Source organism: Lysinibacillus sp. NPDC093692, assembly GCF_050280125.1.
Taxonomy (GTDB): Bacteria; Bacillota; Bacilli; order Bacillales_A; family Planococcaceae; genus Lysinibacillus.
Genome location: NZ_JBNNUW010000001.1, coordinates 604,781 through 625,431, shown reverse-complemented (window position 1 = coordinate 625,431; position 20,651 = coordinate 604,781). Strand labels below are relative to the sequence as shown.

At 40.0% G+C, this 20,651-nt stretch carries 17 protein-coding genes and 1 other annotated feature (1 of these 18 cut by a window edge); of the genes, 1 reads left to right on the top strand and 16 read right to left on the bottom strand.

What is annotated here, in order from left to right; translation table 11 throughout:
* Nucleotides 1-553 precede the first annotated feature (553 nt).
* The 15 genes from pyrE to ACQKN4_RS02715 all read right to left on the bottom strand — a co-directional run bounded on the left by pyrE (nt 554) and on the right by ACQKN4_RS02715 (nt 16,011).
* Entirely contained in the window at nt 554-1,183 is a 630-nt protein-coding gene (gene pyrE / locus ACQKN4_RS02785) for an orotate phosphoribosyltransferase (RefSeq protein ID WP_427482126.1), read from the bottom strand.
* A 2-nt stretch (nt 1,184-1,185) separates the two neighbouring features.
* Nucleotides 1,186-1,890 (bottom strand): orotidine-5'-phosphate decarboxylase, encoded by a 705-nt coding sequence (gene pyrF, locus ACQKN4_RS02780; protein ID WP_079559796.1) that lies wholly within the window; start codon nt 1,888-1,890, stop codon nt 1,186-1,188.
* Nucleotides 1,887-2,801 carry a dihydroorotate dehydrogenase gene (locus ACQKN4_RS02775; protein WP_427482123.1) on the bottom strand — a complete coding sequence of 305 codons (915 nt, stop codon included), beginning with the start codon at nt 2,799-2,801 and terminating at the stop codon, nt 1,887-1,889. Before ACQKN4_RS02775 ends, pyrF begins: the two co-directional genes overlap by 4 nt.
* Nucleotides 2,798-3,571, bottom strand: coding sequence for a dihydroorotate dehydrogenase electron transfer subunit (locus ACQKN4_RS02770; protein WP_427482121.1), 774 nt, complete (start codon nt 3,569-3,571; stop codon nt 2,798-2,800). The genes ACQKN4_RS02775 and ACQKN4_RS02770 overlap by 4 nt, the downstream gene beginning before the upstream one ends.
* Before the next feature lies 1 nt (nt 3,572).
* Complete coding sequence (gene carB, locus ACQKN4_RS02765) at nt 3,573-6,770, bottom strand: carbamoyl-phosphate synthase large subunit (RefSeq protein ID WP_079559793.1); 3,198 nt, start codon at nt 6,768-6,770, stop codon at nt 3,573-3,575.
* A complete protein-coding gene (locus ACQKN4_RS02760) occupies nt 6,763-7,863 on the bottom strand; it encodes a carbamoyl phosphate synthase small subunit (protein WP_079559792.1) in 1,101 nt (366 codons plus the stop codon). Before ACQKN4_RS02760 ends, carB begins: the two co-directional genes overlap by 8 nt.
* Entirely contained in the window at nt 7,863-9,140 is a 1,278-nt protein-coding gene (locus ACQKN4_RS02755) for a dihydroorotase (RefSeq protein WP_427482119.1), read from the bottom strand. The genes ACQKN4_RS02760 and ACQKN4_RS02755 overlap by 1 nt, the downstream gene beginning before the upstream one ends.
* A 1-nt stretch (nt 9,141) precedes the next feature.
* Entirely contained in the window at nt 9,142-10,020 is an 879-nt protein-coding gene (locus ACQKN4_RS02750; RefSeq protein ID WP_079559790.1) for an aspartate carbamoyltransferase catalytic subunit, read from the bottom strand.
* A 185-nt stretch (nt 10,021-10,205) separates the two neighbouring features.
* Complete coding sequence (locus tag ACQKN4_RS02745) at nt 10,206-11,516, bottom strand: solute carrier family 23 protein (RefSeq protein ID WP_079559789.1); 1,311 nt, start codon at nt 11,514-11,516, stop codon at nt 10,206-10,208.
* A 19-nt stretch (nt 11,517-11,535) separates the two neighbouring features.
* A complete protein-coding gene (gene pyrR, locus ACQKN4_RS02740; RefSeq protein ID WP_427482149.1) occupies nt 11,536-12,105 on the bottom strand; it encodes a bifunctional pyr operon transcriptional regulator/uracil phosphoribosyltransferase PyrR in 570 nt (189 codons plus the stop codon).
* A 216-nt stretch (nt 12,106-12,321) separates the two neighbouring features.
* Nucleotides 12,322-13,233, bottom strand: a complete 912-nt coding sequence (locus ACQKN4_RS02735) for an RluA family pseudouridine synthase (RefSeq protein WP_427482116.1) — start codon at nt 13,231-13,233, stop codon at nt 12,322-12,324.
* Nucleotides 13,233-13,709 carry a signal peptidase II gene (gene lspA, locus ACQKN4_RS02730; protein ID WP_079559786.1) on the bottom strand — a complete coding sequence of 159 codons (477 nt, stop codon included), beginning with the start codon at nt 13,707-13,709 and terminating at the stop codon, nt 13,233-13,235. Before lspA ends, ACQKN4_RS02735 begins: the two co-directional genes overlap by 1 nt.
* A 30-nt stretch (nt 13,710-13,739) precedes the next feature.
* Nucleotides 13,740-13,934, bottom strand: a complete 195-nt coding sequence (locus tag ACQKN4_RS02725; RefSeq protein WP_427482114.1) for a hypothetical protein — start codon at nt 13,932-13,934, stop codon at nt 13,740-13,742.
* A gap of 148 nt (nt 13,935-14,082) precedes the next feature.
* Nucleotides 14,083-15,651 (bottom strand): cation acetate symporter, encoded by a 1,569-nt coding sequence (locus tag ACQKN4_RS02720; protein ID WP_079559785.1) that lies wholly within the window; start codon nt 15,649-15,651, stop codon nt 14,083-14,085.
* Between the two features lie 24 nt (nt 15,652-15,675).
* Nucleotides 15,676-16,011 (bottom strand): hypothetical protein, encoded by a 336-nt coding sequence (locus ACQKN4_RS02715; RefSeq protein WP_197141788.1) that lies wholly within the window; start codon nt 16,009-16,011, stop codon nt 15,676-15,678.
* Nucleotides 16,012-16,248: 237 nt separating this feature from the next.
* On the opposite strand from ACQKN4_RS02715, the gene ACQKN4_RS02710 reads away from it, so the two are divergent.
* Nucleotides 16,249-17,427 (top strand): AraC family transcriptional regulator, encoded by a 1,179-nt coding sequence (locus ACQKN4_RS02710; RefSeq protein ID WP_427482111.1) that lies wholly within the window; start codon nt 16,249-16,251, stop codon nt 17,425-17,427.
* A gap of 140 nt (nt 17,428-17,567) precedes the next feature.
* Here ACQKN4_RS02710 and ileS read toward each other — a convergent pair whose 3' ends face one another.
* On the bottom strand, nt 17,568-20,336 hold the full coding sequence (gene ileS, locus ACQKN4_RS02705; RefSeq protein WP_427482109.1) for an isoleucine--tRNA ligase: 2,769 nt from the start codon (nt 20,334-20,336) through the stop codon (nt 17,568-17,570).
* A gap of 282 nt (nt 20,337-20,618) precedes the next feature.
* Nucleotides 20,619-20,651: a binding site (T-box leader), on the bottom strand (it continues 187 nt past the right edge of the window).

Below are 20,651 nucleotides of genomic sequence, written 5' to 3'. Positions count from 1 at the left end.
AAACATTTGTTGCTGTCGCTTCGCTTTCGCACAGTTAAAACATTTGTTGCTGTCGCTTCGCTTTCGCACAGTTAAAACATTTGTTGCTGTCGCTTTGCTTTCGCACAGAGCAGAGCTTCTTGGGGGCGTCCGATGAGCCGCTTCACTCGCGATGCTCGCTCCAGGGTCTCGGGCCAATAGGATGTTGGTCACGAAGGCGTTATCACAGGACGTGATGCATTTAGCCTTCGTTCCTCTATCGCTAATCCCCAAGGAGTCGCCCAGTCGTAACGAAGATCAACCACTTCACATGTCATGTATCTTATTGGTGTCATTCTACTTTATTTTAAGAAATTACCCTATCTCAAGTACAGCATTAACAAAGATTTCCTTGACCCTTCAGACTGTAAATAAACTCGGAAAAATATTGAATCTGTAGCCAGTCTTTTTTATGACGCAATAGTTTTTCAACAAATGAAAGGGTGGTATGAATTTTTTCATACCACCCTTTTTTATAATCAATTATGCCTCGGCATAATTGCGTCCGGAATCAGCTTTGTGCCTGCACAAAGAATTAAAGCTCGCCTGCTTTTAACTTTCCATGCCAGTCTTTTAAGAATGGAATGTCTCCTTCTTGAATAGCACCTGATTCATTTGCTGCTTCAATTAAATAATCGAAATTTGTTAGCGATACATATTGAATGCCTGCCTCTTCAAATGCTTGTTCAGCACGTGGAAGATTGTATGTGTAGACACATACAACGCCTAGTACTTCACAGCCTGCTGTGCGTAAGGCTTCTACAGCTGTAATCGATGAGCCGCCTGTAGAAACGATATCTTCTACTACTACTACTTTTTGACCTGCTGCGTATTTTCCTTCGATTTGGTTACCACGGCCATGCTCTTTTGCTTTAGAGCGTACATAAACCATCGGTAAATCTAAAATATCACTTACCCAAGCGGCATGTGGAATACCTGCTGTTGCTGTACCTGCTACGATTTCTGTTGGTCCAAAGTTTTCTTTAATAAGAGATGCTAGACCGTTTGCTAATTGCTTACGAATTACAGGGTCAGAAATTGTAAGGCGTGTATCACAGTAGATGGGGGATTTAATGCCTGATGCCCATGTGAATAGTTCTGTTGGATTTAATTCGACTGCGCCTACTTTTAACATAGCGTGTGCGATTTCATTTTGTAATGTCATGTTTATGCCTCCCATAATTCACTTACGATTTTATATGCTGCTACTGGATCTTGTGCACCTGTAACGGCACGTCCAACGACGATTAACGAAGAACCGTCACGTTTTGCGCCGTCTGGTGTTGCGATGCGCTTTTGGTCGTGTGCGTCGCCACCTGCTAATCGGATACCAGGTGTTACACGTAAGAAATCTTCACCGCACACTTCAGCAATCGCTTTTGCTTCATGTACAGAGCAGACAACACCATTTAAACCAGCTTGTTTTGTTAAGCTTGCGTAATGTAATACAGATTCCTGTAGAGATAAAGCAATTTTTTGCTCTGCTTGCATTTGCTCTTCTGTTGTAGAAGTCAGCTGTGTTACGGCAATTAACGCCGCACGTTCACGCCCCGCAGTAGTACCGGCTTCTAGCCCTTCAAGTGCTGCCTCCATCATCGGACGCCCGCCTGCCGCGTGAACGTTGACTAAATCTACACCTAATTTTGCTAGACCTTTCATAGCAGAGCCAACTGTATTAGGAATATCGTGTAGCTTTAAATCAAGGAAAATATCATGACCTAGATCTTTTACCTTTCGAACAATATCTGGACCTTCCTGCATATATAATTCCATACCAATTTTCACGAAAAGAGGCTCATTAAAATGCTTTAGAAAGTTGACTACTTCTGTTTCTCCAGGGAAATCTAGTGCAAGTATTGGTTTTGTATTCATGAGCGGTGGCTCCTTCCAATAATTTCTGAAATATGCTCTACTCCTAATTGATCGAGCTTTGCTGGTAGTTCATCAATTATAGTTGGACAAACGAAGTGATCCACAAAGTTTGCTGTTCCTACAGCAACTGCAGATGCGCCGGCCGACATAAAGTCTATAACATCCTGCGCTTCTGACACGCCACCCATTCCGATTATCGGAATATTGACAGCCTTATACACCTCATAGACCATACGAATCGCCACTGGCTTTACGGCAGGGCCTGATAAACCGCCTGTACCATTGGCAATCACTGGCTTACCTGTACGCTCGTCTAAACGCATACCGATTAGTGTATTAATCATTGTAATGCCATCTGCACCACCCGCTTCAACAGCTTGTGCAATTTCTACGATATTCGTTACGTTAGGAGACAATTTCACGTATACAGGCACTTCAGAAACAGCTTTGACAGCTGCCACTAGTTCACGTGCAGTTGCAGGGTCTGTACCAAATTGAATACCACCACATTTAACGTTCGGGCAAGAAATGTTAAGCTCCAATGCTTTCACATTTGGTGCAGCAGAAATGCGTTGCGCTACTTCTACGTAGTCAGCTGTCTCTGTACCAGCAACATTTGCAATAATAGGCACATCATACGCTTCTAGAAACTTTAATTCTTCGTTCATTACTTTTTCGATTCCGGGATTTTGTAGACCGATGGCATTCAACATCCCTGCCGCTGTTTCTGCGACACGTGGAGTTGGATTGCCAAGACGTGTTTCCACAGTCGTAGCTTTAATCATAATAGCGCCAAGCTTTGATAAATCATAAAGCTGTGCATATTCACGTCCAAAGCCAAAGCAGCCGGAAGCTGGCATTATTGGATTTTTTAAATCTAAACCTGGTAATTGAATGTTTAAACGACTCATAATGCCACCGTACCTTTCGTGAAAACTGGACCGTCAGAGCATACTTTGACATAGTCTTTTGCTACCTGATCTGTTGTTTTACATACACATGCAAAACAAGCACCGATACCGCAGCCCATTCGCTCTTCAAATGATAAATAACCTTCTTTTTCTGGATAGAAACCTTCAAGTGCTTTTAACATCGGTAGAGGACCGCAAGAATAAAAGACATCGAACTCCGGTGCTCGAGACTCTAAAACATTTGTTACAAAGCCTTTAGTTCCTTTAGAGCCGTCAACCGTTACATAATGCGTTTCTCCAAGGGCACTGAATTCTTCCTCGTAGAAGCATACATCTTCCGTTTGAAAGCCAAGGACATGAATTGTTTTTACACCACGTGCATTCAATTGCTTGGAAAGCTCGTGTAATGGAGGTACTCCGATTCCTCCACCAACTAGTAGGGCTGTGCCTCCCCCTTTTACTGCTTCTACCGGGAACCCATTACCGATTGGACCAAGGACATTGACAAGTTGCCCTTCACGATTTGTCGCTAACACTTTTGTTCCGCGACCTTCCGCGCGATAAATCATTGTAAATTCGTTGTTGTCTTTATCTATGTTTGCAATACTAATTGGTCGACGTAAAAGCGGCTCCATTGAATCTGACACCTTTACATGGACAAACTGGCCAGGTGTCATATCCTGAACCAGTTCTCCACGAAGTGTCAATTCGAAAATGTTTGTCGCGATTTGCTTTTGAGAGACGACCGTCATTTTCTCTTGACGAATCATATTAATGTACTACCTCCGCTTTTGGCATTTGTTCTGCTGTGAATGTCATTGATTCAATAACACGGACCATCGCTTCTGCTGTGTCCAATGAAGTTAAGCAAGGTACACCGTTTTCTACAGACTCACGGCGAATTCGGAAGCCATCACGTGCCGGTTGCTTCCCTTTCGTTAATGTGTTAACAACAAGCTGTGCCTCACCGTTTTGAATTAAATCGATTAATGTTTCACCTTTTGCACCGATTTTGCCAACTACATCTGTGCGTACACCAGCCACTTCGAACGCTTGGGCTGTACCTTCAGTAGCGACAATACGATAGCCTACTGTTGAGAAGCGTTTTGCAAGTTCAATTGCTTCCTCTTTATCTTTATCGGACACAGTGAATAATACTGTGCCTTCTGTACGAATTTCCATACCTGCTGCAACTAAGCCTTTGTAAAGTGCTTTTTCTAATGTTGCATCTTTACCCATTACTTCACCTGTTGATTTCATTTCAGGTCCTAGTGTAATGTCAACACGACGTAATTTAGCGAAGGAGAATACTGGTACTTTAACGAAGACACCTTTTTGCTCTGGCGCTAAGCCTGTTGGATAGCCTTGTTCTACGATTGATTTGCCAAGAATCGCTTTCGTTGCAATATTCGCCATCGGAATGTTTGTGATTTTACTTAAGAACGGTACTGTACGTGATGAACGTGGGTTAACCTCGATCACGTATACTTCGCCCTGTGAAATAACATATTGAATGTTCATTAATCCTACGATGCCAAGACCTTTTGCAAGGCGAGTTGTATAATCCACAAGCGTATCTTTTTGCGCTTGTGTTAATTTTTGTGGAGGGTATACAGAGATAGAGTCACCAGAGTGAACCCCAGCACGTTCGATATGCTCCATAATACCTGGAATTAATACATTTTCACCGTCACAAATGGCATCTACTTCAATTTCTTGACCAGTTAAGTAGCGGTCTACTAATACTGGATGATCCGGAGATGCTTCTACTGCATTTTCCATGTAGTGTTTTAATTCCTCTTGGTTGTAGACAATTTCCATCGCACGACCACCTAGTACGTATGAAGGACGAACTAGCACAGGGAAGCCTAAACGTTCACTAATAGCAAGTGCTTCTTCCGTAGATACAGCTGTTTGACCTAGTGGTTGTGGAATGTCCAAGTCGCGTAATGCTTGCTCGAATTTGTCTCGGTTTTCTGCACGGTCGATATCTTCAAGTGTTGTACCTAGGATTTTTATGCCATTTGCCACTAATTTATCAGCAAGATTAATAGCTGTTTGACCACCGAATTGTACAACTACACCGATTGGTTGCTCAAGATCGATAATATGCATAACATCTTCGATTGTTAATGGCTCAAAGTATAACTTATCTGAAATCGAGAAGTCAGTTGATACTGTCTCTGGATTTGAGTTAATAATAATCGCTTCGTAACCTGCTTCTTGAATTGCCCATACTGAGTGTACTGTTGCGTAGTCGAACTCTACCCCTTGACCAATACGGATTGGACCAGAACCAAGTACAACAACTGACGGCTTGTCTGATTTAATCGATTCGTTTTCTTCTTCATATGTGCCATAGAAGTATGGTGTTTCAGATTCAAACTCCGCTGCACATGTATCAACCATTTTATATACTGGGATAATGCCATTTTCTTTACGATATGCATATACTTCTTCCGGTGTTGTTTCCCAAAGCTCAGCAACTTTTTTATCTGCAAATCCTAGACGTTTTGCTGTACGTAATACATCTTTATCGTTTTTATTGTCAGCAAGTGTTTGCTCCATATCTACGATGTTTTTGAATTTATTTAAGAAGAATAAGTCAATGGCAGACCATTCATGGATTTGCTCAATTGTTACACCACGACGAAGTGCTTCACCGATGAAGAATAGACGCTCGTCACCTGCTTTGCGAATACGTTTTTCAATCCAAGAATCCGTGTTTTCTTCTGCATGTTTCAGCTCTAAGTGAACTTGACCTGTTTCAAGAGAGCGCACTGCTTTTAGCATAGCTTCTTCAAATGTACGACCAAGTGCCATTACTTCACCAGTCGCTTTCATTTGTGTACCAAGATTACGCTTTGCTGATTCGAATTTATCGAACGGCCAGCGTGGAATTTTCGCCACGATGTAGTCTAGAGCTGGCTCGAAACAAGCATACGTTGAACCTGTTACAGGGTTTTTGATTTCATCTAATGTTAAACCAACTGCGATTTTTGCTGCTAGCTTAGCAATTGGATAGCCTGTTGCTTTTGACGCTAATGCTGATGAACGTGATACACGAGGGTTTACTTCGATCACATAGTAATTAAAGCTATATGGATCAAGTGCTAATTGTACGTTACAACCACCTTCAATTTTTAGTGCACGGATAATATCTAAAGAGATATTACGTAGCATTTGGTTTTCACGATCTGAAAGTGTTTGTGTAGGTGCTACTACAATTGAGTCACCTGTATGAATTCCAACTGGGTCAACGTTTTCCATGTTACATACAACGATGGCGTTGTCAGCAGCATCACGCATTACTTCATATTCGATCTCTTTATAACCAGCAATCGATTTTTCTAGTAAACATTGTGTTACTGGGGAATATTTTAGACCAGATGTAACGATTTCTTCTAGATCTTGGTCGTTGTAGCAAATACCGCCGCCTGTACCACCAAGCGTGAAGGCAGGACGAACAATTACTGGGTAGCCAATTCTCGCTACAAAGTTTTTCGCTTCGTCTAAGTTATGGATAATATCTGATTCAGGTACTGGAGCACCTAGCTCATACATTAAATTACGGAATAGATCACGGTCTTCCGCTTTATGGATCGCCTCTAATTTTGTACCAAGAATTTCAATATTAAGCTCATCTAGAATTCCTGATTTATCTAATTCAATAGCCATGTTTAAACCAGTTTGACCACCAAGTGTTGGTAGGATAGCATCTGGGCGCTCTTTACGTAAAATACGTGATACAAACTCCAGTGTAATTGGCTCAATATATACTTTGTCGGCAATTTCTGTATCTGTCATAATTGTCGCAGGGTTTGAGTTTATTAAAATAACGCGGTAACCTTCTTCTTTTAAAGAAAGACAAGCTTGTGTTCCTGCGTAGTCAAATTCTGCTGCTTGTCCGATCACGATTGGACCTGATCCGATTACTAAAATAGTTTTAATATCTGTACGTTTAGGCATGTTGTTTCCCCTTCCCTGCTTCTACTTCCATCATTTCGATAAATTCATCAAATAAGTGATTTGAATCCTCTGGACCTGGTGATGCTTCTGGGTGATATTGCACTGTAAAGACTGGATATTTCTTGTGTCGTACACCTTCACAAGTACCATCGTTTAATGCGATATGTGTTAATTCTAAATCTGTATCTTTTAACGAATCGATGTCGATTGCATAGCCATGATTTTGAGATGTTAAATCAGTACGGCCAGTGCGTAAATCTTTTACTGGGTGGTTACCACCACGGTGACCGAATGGTAATTTAAAGCTTCGTGCACCACATGCTAGCGAGAAGATTTGGTGACCTAAGCAAATACCGAACATTGGCACTTTTCCAATTAAATTGCGTACTGTCTCTATACCCTCTTGCACATCTTCAGGGTTACCTGGGCCATTCGAAAGCATGATACCATCTGGATGCCAAGCTAAAATTTCTGCTGCTGAAGTATTGTAAGGGACAACTAGCACATCACAATCACGTTTATTTAGCTCACGAAGAATACCATGTTTCATACCAAAGTCTATTAATACTACGCGTTTGCCACGACCTGGTGATGGGTAGGCCGCTTTCGGTGATACTTCATGTACATGGTTTGTAATCGCTGGTGTTGCCTGTAACTTCGTTACGATTTCATCCACATTCACTTCTTCATCAGCCGCTGTTAAAATAGCCTTTACTGAACCTTTACTGCGAATAATGCGTGTTAATTTTCGTGTATCGATTCCTTCAATCCCTGGGATATCCTTGGATGTTAAGTACTCATCTACTGTTAAGTCACAGCGGAAGTTTGAAGGTGTTTTTGCTAATTCACGGACTACAAATCCACGAATAGCTGGTGAGATTGATTCAAAATCATCACGGTTAATACCGTAATTACCGATTAAAGGGTAAGTTAACGTTACAATTTGTCCGTAGAATGAAGGATCTGAAATTGTTTCCTGATAACCTGTCATCCCTGTTGTGAATACAACCTCACCTTGTGAAGCGCGCTCACTACCGAACGCTGTACCTGTAAATACTGTGCCATCTTCTAAAATAAGTAAACGTTTTTTCATTACTCTACCTCCTGGTATACGATATTGCCTTCAAAAATTGTAAGGATCGGCCATCCTTTTGCAGTCCAACCATTGAATGGTGTATTGCGTCCTTTTGATACAAAGCCTTCTGCATCAATTGTTTGCTCTTTATTTAAATCTATTAAAATCATATCTGCTGAAGCTCCAACTTCTAATGTGCCGTATGGTAGATCAAAAATTTGAGCTGCCTTTACAGACATCCAGTCTATCAACTGTTTTAACGTCCATTTTCCTGTTTCTACAAACTGCGTGTAAAGCAGTGGAAATGCTGTTTCAAAGCCTACAATGCCAAATGGTGCACCAACCATACCACAGCATTTTTCTTCTACTGTGTGTGGAGCATGGTCTGTAGCGATACAATCGATCGTGCCGTCTAACAGCGCCGCGTGAAGTGAGTCTTTATCATCTATTCCACGTAATGGAGGATTCATTTTCCAGTTTGCATCATCTGCTGGAATATCCATTTCTTCAAGTAATAAATGGTGTGGGCAAACTTCTGCTGTGACACGAATTCCTGCTGCTTTCGCATCTCGTACTGCACGTACAGATTCCTTCGTTGATACGTGACATACGTGGTAGCGTGCTCCAGCTGCTTCTGCCAGTAGAACATCTCGTGCAATTTGAACGGATTCACAAATCGATGGAATTCCTGGTAAACCAAGCTCTTTATTACGTTTCCCTTCATGCATTACGCCGTCGTAAATTAATGAGTTATCTTCACAGTGTGCGACAACAACCACATCGTGCTGTGCTGCATCCTTCATTTGCTCATACATTGTTGATGCTAGCTGGATCCCAACACCATCATCTGAAAATGCGACAGCTCCATGTGCTTTTAATTCTTCAATATTTGTACGAACCTCACCTGAGATGTCCCTTGTTAATGAGCCGTATGGAAGTACTCGAATAGCTGCACTTTCTTTAATAAGGCCGTTAATTAGTTGCATGTTTTCTACTGAATCTGGTACTGGTTTTGTATTTGGCATCGCGCAAATTGTTGTGAAACCTCCTTTTGCTGCTGATGCTGAACCTGTAGCAATTGTTTCTTTATGTTCAAAGCCCGGCTCACGTAAATGTGTGTGAACATCGACAAAGCCTGGTGCAACAACTAAACCATTTCCTTCGATTACTTCTGCGCCTGCTACAGTTACATTTTGACCTATTTCAGTAATTTTGCCGTCTACCATAGCGATATTTACTGTTTGTAGCTCACCTTGTTCATTTACCATTTGTACATTTTGAAGAACTTTTGTCATGTTACTCTCTCCCCTTTAAAATTGTTTCTACAATAGCCATTCGTGTATAAACACCATTTCGAACTTGCTCGAAAATTCTAGAACGCTCGCATTCTACTAGCTCTGAAGCAATTTCTACATCACGATTGACCGGTGCTGGATGCATGATAATTGCCTTTTCTTTCATTTGTTTCTCACGTTCAACTGTTAAACCGTACTCTTCATGATAGCCCTCTTTTGAGAAGCTTTTATTTACTTTATGACGTTCATGCTGCACACGAAGTAACATAATCACATCGCTTATTTCGATTAAATCATCCCAAGAATGATGCGCTTCGAAACTACCTTGCCACTCTTCTGGACAAAGGAAATGAACATTTGCCCCTAATCGTTGTAACGCTAACGCATTCGATTTCGCTACACGGCTATGGCATATATCTCCAGCGATTGTCACATTTAACCCTTCAAAAGAACCAAACTCTTTTTTGATTGTATAAAGATCTAATAGTGATTGAGACGGATGCTGACCAGTGCCGTCACCTCCGTTAATAATTGACACATCGATGCCTTCAAGTAGTTCATTGTAATACGTATCTTCCTTCGCGCGAATGACTACTGCGTCTATACCAATCATTTCTAACGTCTTTACTGTATCGTACAGTGTCTCTCCTTTAGAGACGCTCGAAAAGCTGCCATCAAAAGGGATAACTGTACAGCCGACTTTTCGTTCCGCCATTTCAAAACTCGTTTTCGTACGTGTACTCGGCTCAAAAAATAAGTTTGCTACGTTGTATTCTCGAGATAATGATGATGTCTCACCATTTTCAAAAGCTTGCGCACGATCTAGAATGTGGTTAATTTCTTCTATTGTTAAATGCTCCATCGATAATAAGTTCTTCATTGTAACCTCCGTAGGGTGTGTCTCATGAACGTTTATGTATAACGTTCTGTAAAATAAAAGCCTCGTTGATGTTATCAACGAGGCATAAGGAGGCGCGACAAACTACAGCAGGATACACTCCTACATTTAGACTGTCTACAACTTCCCTTTTTTTGCCTCTCTGGACAATTCATTAAAAGGTACTTTTATGAATTTTCATTTTGATTGTGCGGTATTGGTATGTCCGCTTCTTTTTTACCTGGTAGGATGACATTTAAAAGAACACCGATAATCGCTGCTAATGCCATACCTTCGATACTTAGTGATTCTGAAACAACGAACTTCGCACCACCGATACCGATGACTAAAATAACTGAGGCGATGACCAAGTTACGACTATTACCAAAGTCGATATGGTTATCCACTAACATTCGTAATCCACTTGCTGCAATTATACCGAAGAGTAAGATGGAAACCCCACCAAGTACAGCTGTTGGAATTGTTGCAATAACTGCCATTGCTTTCCCGAAGAATGACAGTAAAATGGCTACGACTGCTGCACCTGCAATGACATACACACTGTAAACTCGAGTGATTGCAAGGACACCGATATTTTCACCGTAAGTTGTTTTCGGCGGACCGCCGATTAGTGCACTAATAAATGTACCAAGTCCGTCCCCTAATAACGAACGATGTAAGCCTGGCTCTTTAATATAATCCCGATTGACCACTTTACCTAATACTAACTGGTGACCAATATGCTCGGAAATCGTTACGATAACGATTGGCACCATCGTTAGGAGCAGCGTTGTTGTGATTTCAAACTCATAGTGAACACCTGGAATTAAGAAGTCAGGTAGTGCAAAGAAATCAGCTTTCGCAATTGGTGAGTAATCAACTATGCCGATTATCATTGAGTAAACATATCCTACGATTAAGCCAATTAAGATTGGCATTGTGCTTAAAATGCCTTTAAAGGCAATCGTGAAAATAATGGCTGTAAATAAAGTCACTAGCGCTGCTGAGAAGTGTAAAAAGTTATATTCACCATCTACATTCATCGCCATATTGACCGCTGTCCCTGATAGTCCAAGACCAATTACCATAATGACAGGGCCTACCACAATCGGAGGTAAAATTTTCATAATCCACTTATAGCCGCTTTTCCAGATGATAAGGGATACGATGCCATATGTAATCCCTACTGCCATAGCACCAATCATTGCATGACCTGGATTTACACTAGAACCATCTTTATTTAAACCACCTGCCACTAGTAAAATCGGCGCAATAAAGGCAAATGATGATCCTAAATAAGCAGGTACTTGAAATTTCGTAATCAATAGGAAGAACAATGTAGCAATCCCACTTGTTAAAAGGGCAATCGCTGGACTAAGACCAACCAACTGAGGAACTAAGATCGTTGACCCAAACATGGCGAACATGTGCTGGAAACTTAATGTCACTAGTTGGACTGGGGTCGGTTTATCTTTAACATCTAATACTGCATTTGACATAATGTTTCCTCACTTTAAGTTAGTCTTCTTTATAAATAATGACGCAATCTTCTCCGTCTACTTCTTGTAAATTTACGACTATACGTTCAGCTCCAGATGTCGGAACATTTTTACCAACATAATCAGCTCTTATTGGTAGCTCTCTATGTCCTCTGTCGATCAGGACTGCAAGTTGAATTTGGCCTGGTCGCCCTAGATCCATCACTGCATCTAGCGCTGCGCGTACTGTTCGTCCCGTATAGAGTACATCATCGACTAAAATAATTTTTTGATTGACGATCACATAATCGATATCGACTTGCTCAACATGTGCCTGTTCATTATCATGCTTTGTCGTTAAATCATCTCGATAGAGAGTGATGTCAAGCTCCCCCGTACGAATTGGTTTGCCTTCAATTTTTTCAATTCGTTCTGCTAGGCGTCTTGCAAGAAAGGCACCTCGCGTTTTAATTCCGACTAAAATACATTCGTCGATCCCTTTATTGCGTTCAATAATTTCGTGTGCAATGCGTGTTAACGCTCTTGCCATAGATGGTCCATCTAATAACTCATTTTGTGCCATGTAAGTTTCCTCCTCTCTTCTATCTATTATTGGGTCATGTGTCCATAAAAAAACCTCTCGAGGCGAATAGCCTGAGAGGGTTATATACGTGTTTAAATAGCATGTTGAAAAAATTTGCAGCACAAATTTTTCGCAACACTTTCACATGTACCTTCTCAGCCTCTCTGGACTGCCATTAAAGGTGAATATTTAGTTAAGTTGTTTCATTCACTTTCGTTAGTATAGACCTTCTTTATCTATACGTCAATCCTTATTTCTTAAATCTAGCAATAATTGCTCATAATCAGCAGGAATTTGCGCTTCAAACTGCAAATATTCACCTGATGTAGGGTGTTCAAAGCCTAAAACTCCCGCGTGTAATACTTGTCCACCAAAGTCGATTGTCTTCTTTGGTCCATATTTTGGGTCACCAACAAGTGGGAATCCAATATAATTCATATGGACACGAATTTGGTGCGTGCGTCCTGTTTCTAAACGGCACTCTACTAGCGTATAGTCGCCAAAGCGGTCGATAACTTGGAAATGGGTTACTGCATGCTTACCTTTGTCAACAACAGCTTGTTTTTGACGATCTTTTTGGTCTCGACCAATAGGTGCATCAATTGTTCCTTTATCATGTGCAATATGCCCGTGAACGAGCGCAGTATATTTACGTGTCACTGTTTTATTGACTAACTGATTCACTAACGATTCATGAGCTGCATCATTTTTAGCCACCATCAATAATCCTGATGTATCTTTATCAATACGATGCACAATTCCCGGACGCATAATGCCATTGATACCCGATAAATCCTTACAATGATACATTAAACCATTAACGAGTGTACCCATCATATGTCCAGGCGCTGGATGAACAACCATGCCCTTTGGTTTATTTACAACAAGGACATCCGCATCCTCATAAACAATATCAAGATCTAAGTTTTCAGCAATGACATCTAACGGCTCTGCTTCAGGTACATCGATTTCTACAATATCCCCTACTTTTACCTTATACTTCGCCTTTACAGTCTCTCCATTTACTTTAATAATACCATCAGTAATCCAATTACCAATTTGTGTACGCGACCACTCTGATTGCACACTCGAAAGCGCCTTATCAATGCGCTCTCCCTTTTGTTGTTCTTCCATTGTATATGATACTTGCGTCATTATTTCACCTGTTTCTTTCCTTTTTTATCTTCCATAATTATGCCAATCATTAATATTACTACCGCCATTGTTAAAGCTGCATCCGCAATATTGAAGATCGGGAAATCATAATTAATTACTGGAATTAATACACTTACAAAATCGACCACTTCACCTCTAAATATACGGTCAATAAAATTCCCTATAGCTCCGCCTAATAAAAGCATTAAACCAACTTGAAAAATAGGTTTCCCTTTAGCCTCTTTATGATAAAAGTATAGAACGGCACAAATAACACCTATCGTGATAATGCTAAATAACCACATTTGGCCTTCTAACATTCCCCATGCTGCTCCTCTATTTCGATGAGACAATATCCCAAACCACGGATCCCATACTGAAATTCGTTCGCCAAACTCCATATTTTTCACAATTAGCCACTTTGTCCATTGATCTAAAAGAATCACGAATGCGGCCAATCCATAATATTTATACACAGACACTCCTCCGTTCGCTCAACATCTAACCTATTCTACCATAACAGCCCATCTCAGAATAACTAATATAGCATGAAAATATGGATCATCACCATATTGGAGGATTGATTTTTGCTTCGATTTGGGTGTGCTTTCCGTAGTTTCGACTGTTCTTTCCGTCGCTCTAGCTGTTTTATCCGTCGCTCTAGCTGTTTTATCCGTCGCTTCGGCTTTTCTTTCCGTCATTTCGGCTTTTCCTTCCATCACTCTGACTGCTCTATCCGCCGGCCGCTCTTTTTCCCGCCGTCAACTTCCCTTCAGTAAAAAAAGCTATTGCCATCACTTCATAAGTAATGGCAATAGCTTATCAATTTTTATTCAATATTATACCGTTTTAAGCTGTTTCAGACTCTTTTGAATGCACACGCTTCATGAAATCATTAACATCAGCCGGTACTTTTCGATCTAATAATGACACAATAATAACGGATAAGAATCCTACAGGCACTGTGATAATGCCTGGGATTTTAAATTGTAAGAAGCTTGGTAATGTTCCTGGAAGAAAAATCATCCACATCGATACACCAAGACCAATGAGTAAACCCGCAATTGCTCCTTTTTCTGTCATTCCTCTCCACCAAATACCTAAAATAAATATTGGTGTAAATGTACTCGCCGCAACAGTAAAAGCAAGTGCCACTAAATGGCCAATGGATGCATCCTTAACTAATAAACCCAATGCTCCATATAAAATACCTAATAAAACGATGGCTACTTTCCCCGCAACTACTCGTTGTTTTTCTGTAATATCCTTTTTCATAACGCTTGCATATAAATCGTGGGCTAATGCACCTGAGCTTGTAATAAATAACCCTGATAAATTTGAGAATATGGCCGCAAACGCACCTGCTATGACTAGTCCAAGCAGCCACTTACCTCCTAGCGCAAGTGCTGTTGTAGGAATCACCATATTGTTCCCACCAAGCACTAGATCACGCATGACTTCCTCACTTGCTGTACCCGAGATAAAAATAGAACGACCTACAACACCTAAATATACTGCTAATAAGAAAAACGTACTAGCAATCCCAATAGCCATCAATGCTGATTTACGAGCCGCCTTCGCACTTGGATTCGTATAAAATCTAAGTAGAATATGTGGCAGACCAATTGTACCTAGCGCTAAACCAATTGTCATACTGATAGTTTGCCAAAATGTTGGGAAGTAGAAACCTGTTCCCGTCCAAGCGGCACCATCAAAATTGACATTATTTCCATCTAAAGCATATGGTGATGTTCCTGTAATAGGACCGCTGAATGAATTAATAGCAGCTAAAATCTTATCGTAATGCAAACCACTGTAAATTGCTGCAATCAACATAACAACAAACGCTCCAAGGCGAATCCAAAGCTCTAAAGCTTGGTTGATTGTTGTTCCTTTCATACCGCCTATTCCTACATAGAAAACCATTACAATACATGTAAAGATAATGCCGAATTCATATGAAGTCCCGAAAAACATACTTAAAATTTGTGCCGCCCCTAATAATTGGGGCGCTGCATAAAAACCAGAAATCGCCAAAACCACAGCTACCGCTACTAGCCGAGCTCGTCTACTATGAAAACGATAAGCTAAAAAATCGGCAACGGTAAATGCTCCAAATCGTCTTAACGGGCCTGCCACAAAAATAGCTAGCAACGTCAATCCAATGGAGAAGCAAAATGCATAGTAAGCACCGTCATACCCTAATTGGAAAGTCAAACCGGCTATCCCGAGAAATGTAGCAGCGCTTAAATAGTCTCCCCCAATTGCCGAACCGTTTGTAAACCACCCAAAACTTCGTCCCCCAACAAAGAAATCGGATGCCGTTGCATTTCTTTTCGTTAAGTACGTAATGTATACAATTGTCCCCATTAAAGCAATAGTCATTAACATCTTCGGTTCTAATAGAGCTTTCATCATTCTACATATCCCCCTTAGCTAAAACTACTTATTGAGTATTTCGTATTTCTTAAGGCGCTTCTCGTACAACGTTGTATGCACATATGCAATAATAAAAGCCATTACCATCATCACGACGGTTGTCACAAACCACGTTACTGTCATACCGCCCAAAATTTTCTTGAAAGCGAGCTCTGGAGCGAACCAGTTCATTACCGGAATACTAAAAATTAAAATGAAATAAAATACCGTTAAGCTAAATCCTGTAGTAAACTCATCTTTCATAATTTTGTTAGTAGTTGCATCTAGTGGTGGAAGATCCTTTACATCGATAGTTCCAGCTTCCACGTATTCATAATCATGACTCCCTACTTCTGCCATATTTCAGCTCTCCCTTCCTGTTTCAGCGAATAATTGTCTGAAATTTCAAATTATTATTCACTACAATTATTCTATTCTATTTAATCTATAAAATAGTTACAAAATATTGCTGTATTAGTACAAAAAAATGCTATTTTAAGTTAAAATATTTTTATTATTCCCCATTTATAATAGAAGGGTGATGTTAGCATTTTAAATATTGTTTGGTACATTGAAAATTCACATGAACAACAACAAATGAGCTACTGGCTAGAGGAATTCCTACCTAATACTTTTATTAATTGCGAAGAACCTAAAACAGAGATTTCCGCTATCATTGTCTATGAAATTAACCGTTTATTTGACTGGGTAAAGATAAACCGGTTAAAAAGAAATTATCCTAATAGTATAATCGTCCCTATTGTTGCAGAACACCTTACCTACTCAACTGGTATAGCCATTGAGCTTAACTTGACTGCACTTCTCATTAAACCGTTACAGAAAGCAAAATTTCTACGAATTGTTAAAAAGCTTTATACGGCCTATCAAGCAAAACAAGCAAGTACTCTTACAATGCTTGAGTTATCACAGCAAATTTCGCAAGACCATACTTCGCCATTCCGAGAAGCTTTTTTAAAACGACTTATACGTGGAGAGGTTGAAAGTGAGCAGGAAATAATCCAGTCTTCCTCTTTTTTATCGAGGCATTGTATCCCAAATATCGTGTTTTTAATCCAGGGTTATATAGATGTGAATGAAGATCGACCTTACCCTCATGATGCAAGCAGTGTGATCACCAATGTGTTCCACCAAAACTTTGCTAATAAAGTACCTATATCTTTTTTACATTTTGAACGTTATTTACTATTGCTTATGCGCATTCCTAATGAATACACATCATTTAAACATTGGTCGGAGGGGGTAGCTTGTTTACTTGAGGTTATTGAAACGTTAAAAAAAGATTATTGCATCCATCTTTTTATGGGGATTGGTGGCGTTTTTCAGGACGCCATGCACGTCAAGGAATCCTATAGCCAAGCTCGAAAGGCTCGAAGGAAACCTCCTGTTCAAAGCGTTCATGTACGATTTTATGAGGATTTAACAAAGCAAGAACAGCTCCAAAAAGCTATCCAATATATCGAGGAGCACTATGATGAACAACTTGCAATCAGTGACGTTGCCAAATATAGCAATTTTAGCGCTACTCATTTTAGCAGATTGTTTAAAAAAGAGATTGGCCGTAATTTTGTTGATTATGTAGCTTTTACACGTATCATAAAGTCACTACCGTATTTGCGAAAATACGATTACACCATTGAAAAGATCTCCTTCCTCTGTGGCTTCAACACACCTAATTATTTCAGCCTTACGTTTAAGAAATATGTCGGTATATCCCCAACTGACTACCGCAATACACAAGAAATATTATTTAAATAGTGCTTCAAACTTCTAAGAAATCACTCCATGACAAAAAAGAATCTGCTAGACCTCAGGTGATAAAATAAAAAACGCAAGCCCCCCATCATCAAGGAGACTTGCGTTATTAATTACATAGAATGCAGATTCTTATTTTTAAATTAAGCGTAATACGTTTCTACAACTTCTGCACAACGCGCGCACACTGTTGAATGTGCTTCATTCGAACCGACTGTTTCAGAAATTGACCAGCAACGCTCACATTTTTCACCTGTTGCTTTTTCTACAACGATCGAAGCATGTTCTAAAGCTAATGCATCTGCTGGTGCAGCTTCTATTGATGCTACTTCAAAGGCAGAAACGATTGAAAGCTGTGCAAAATTAATGCTTGCATCATTTAATAATGCTGCCACATCTTCTTTCGCATAAACTGTCACTTTCGCTTCAAGTGATTTACCGATTGTTTTTGCATTACGAGCTTCCTCTAATGCTTTTAAAACATCATCACGAACATCAATAATTTTTACCCATTTTTCGCGTAGACTTCCGAAGTTTTCATGTTCTTCTACCTCTGGGAAGTCTGTTAATTGTACAGATACCGCTTCTACAACACCTTGAGCATGTAAGTAAGACCACATTTCGTCACTTGTGTGAGGGATAATAGGTGACATTACTTTTACTAATGTCATTAATGTGTCATAAATAACCGTTTGCATTGCACGGCGGTCTTTGTTGTCATGACCTTCGATGTACACAACATCTTTTGCAATATCTAAATAGAATGAAGATAATTCTACAGCAACAAAGTTATTCACTGCATGATACACAGCCGCGAAATCATAGCGATCATATGCAGCACGAACAGTTTTTAAAACATCTTGTAAACGCATATAAACGTATTGATCCATTTCACGAAGGTCTGCATATGCTACACGATCTTTCGTCGCATCAAAATCAGCTACATTTCCGTGTAAGAAACGGAATGTGTTACGAATTTTTCGATAAACCTCAGAAACTTGCTTCAACATATCCATTGAGATACGAACGTCTGCTGTATAATCTACAGATGCAACCCATAAACGAAGAATATCTGCCCCGTATTGGTCCATCACTTTTTTCGGGATAATAACATTCCCTAAAGACTTACTCATCTTACGACCTTCACCATCTAGTACGAAACCATGTGTTAATAGTCCCTTATATGGTGCATAGCCATTAATAGCTACAGAAGTAATTAATGATGAGTTAAACCATCCACGGTGTTGGTCAGAACCTTCTAAATATAGATCAGCTGGATACTTCATACCACGTTCTACTAGCACACCTTGGTGAGAAGAACCTGAGTCAAACCAAACGTCCATAATATCGTTTTCTTTTGTAAATTCACCGTTCGGGCTACCAGAGTGTGTGAAGCCTTCAGGTAATAATTCTTTAGCTGTTTTTTGGAACCAAATATTTGACCCATGTTCACGGAATAAAGCTGAGATATGAGCAATTGTTTCTGGTGTAATAATTGGTTCTCCATTTTCAGCATAGAAAATTGGAATTGGCACGCCCCATGCACGCTGACGTGAAATTACCCAATCTCCACGGTCACGAATCATATTATAAAGACGAGTTTCACCCCAAGCAGGTGTAAATGCTGTTGATTTTACAGCCCCTAGTAACTCATCACGGAATGCATCAATCGACGCAAACCATTGTGGTGTAGCACGATAAATAACTGGTTTTTTCGTACGCCAGTCATGTGGATATGAGTGTGTAAAGAAGTTAAGTTTTTCTAAAGCGCCTACTTCTTTTAATTTTTCAGTGACTAATTTGTTAGCATCATTATAGAATACACCTTCAAAACCAGGTGCTTCATCTGTATAGCAGCCGCTATTATCAACTGGGCTAAGAATTGGTAGACCATATTGTTTACTAATATGATAGTCATCTTCACCGTGCCCTGGTGCTGTATGAACACAGCCAGTACCCGCTTCAGCAGTTACGTGCTCTCCAACCATTACAAGAGATTCACGGTCATAGAATGGATGCTGTGCAACAACTCTGTCTAACGCTTCACCTTTAATTTCTTGAACAACTTCATATGCTTCCCATTCAAGTTCGTTAGCAACTTTTTCTAATAATTCTTTTGCAATGATGAATTTTTTATCTGCAACTGCCACAACAACATAAATAAATTCAGGGTTTACAGAAATCCCTAAGTTCGCAGGAATTGTCCAAGGCGTTGTTGTCCAAATAATCATTTTAGCATCTGCTGGAACTACACCTTTAGCATCTTTAAGCGCAAAGCTTACATAAATAGAAGGCGATTTAACATCTTGATATTCAATCTCTGCTTCTGCCAGTGCAGATTCAGATGATGGAGACCAGTAAACTGGTTTTAAACCTTTATAAATATAGCCCTTTTCAGCCATTTTACCGAATACTTCGATTTGACGTGCTTCAAATTCAGGCTTTAATGTAATATATGGATTTTCCCAATCACCACGAACACCTAAACGGCGGAATTGTGTACGTTGGTTGTCAATTTGCTCGTAAGCATACTCTTCACATAATTTACGGAATTCAGCAACAGACATTTCTTTACGTTTTACACCTTTGTTCGTAAGTGCTTGCTCAATTGGTAAACCATGAGTATCCCAACCTGGAATATAGTTTACATGGTAACCATTCATAGAGCGATGACGCGTAATCATATCTTTCAGCACTTTATTTAAAGCGTGACCGATATGGATATCACCATTTGCATACGGAGGTCCATCGTGTAACACATATTCAGGACGTCCTTCTGTACGCTCCATCTGCAATTTATTAATGTCCATTTCGTCCCATTTTTCTTGCATCTTCGGTTCATTTGCCGGTAAGTTTCCACGCATTGGGAAATCTGTTTTTGGCATTAATAAAGTATCTTTGTATTCAACCATTGTTCAATTCCTCCTTTATGTTTACAAACAAAAACAAATGCACATAGGCGCTCAATCACATACGACAGTTATTAGGCTTATTATTATAACGTGTGGTTGATTTCCGTTCCGACTGGGCAGCTACATAGATACATTTCGGGAAATGCCCTCAAGTTCTAGTTATCGGCAAAATCAACACGTTTTAACAATGGATGTATAAGTTCAAACATAGGATTTAGCCATTTCATACTAATAGAAATGAAGCCAACCGTCATTTGAACATAAAAAAGCCTCTCAATCCCTGAAAGGGACGAGAAGCTTATACTCGCGGTACCA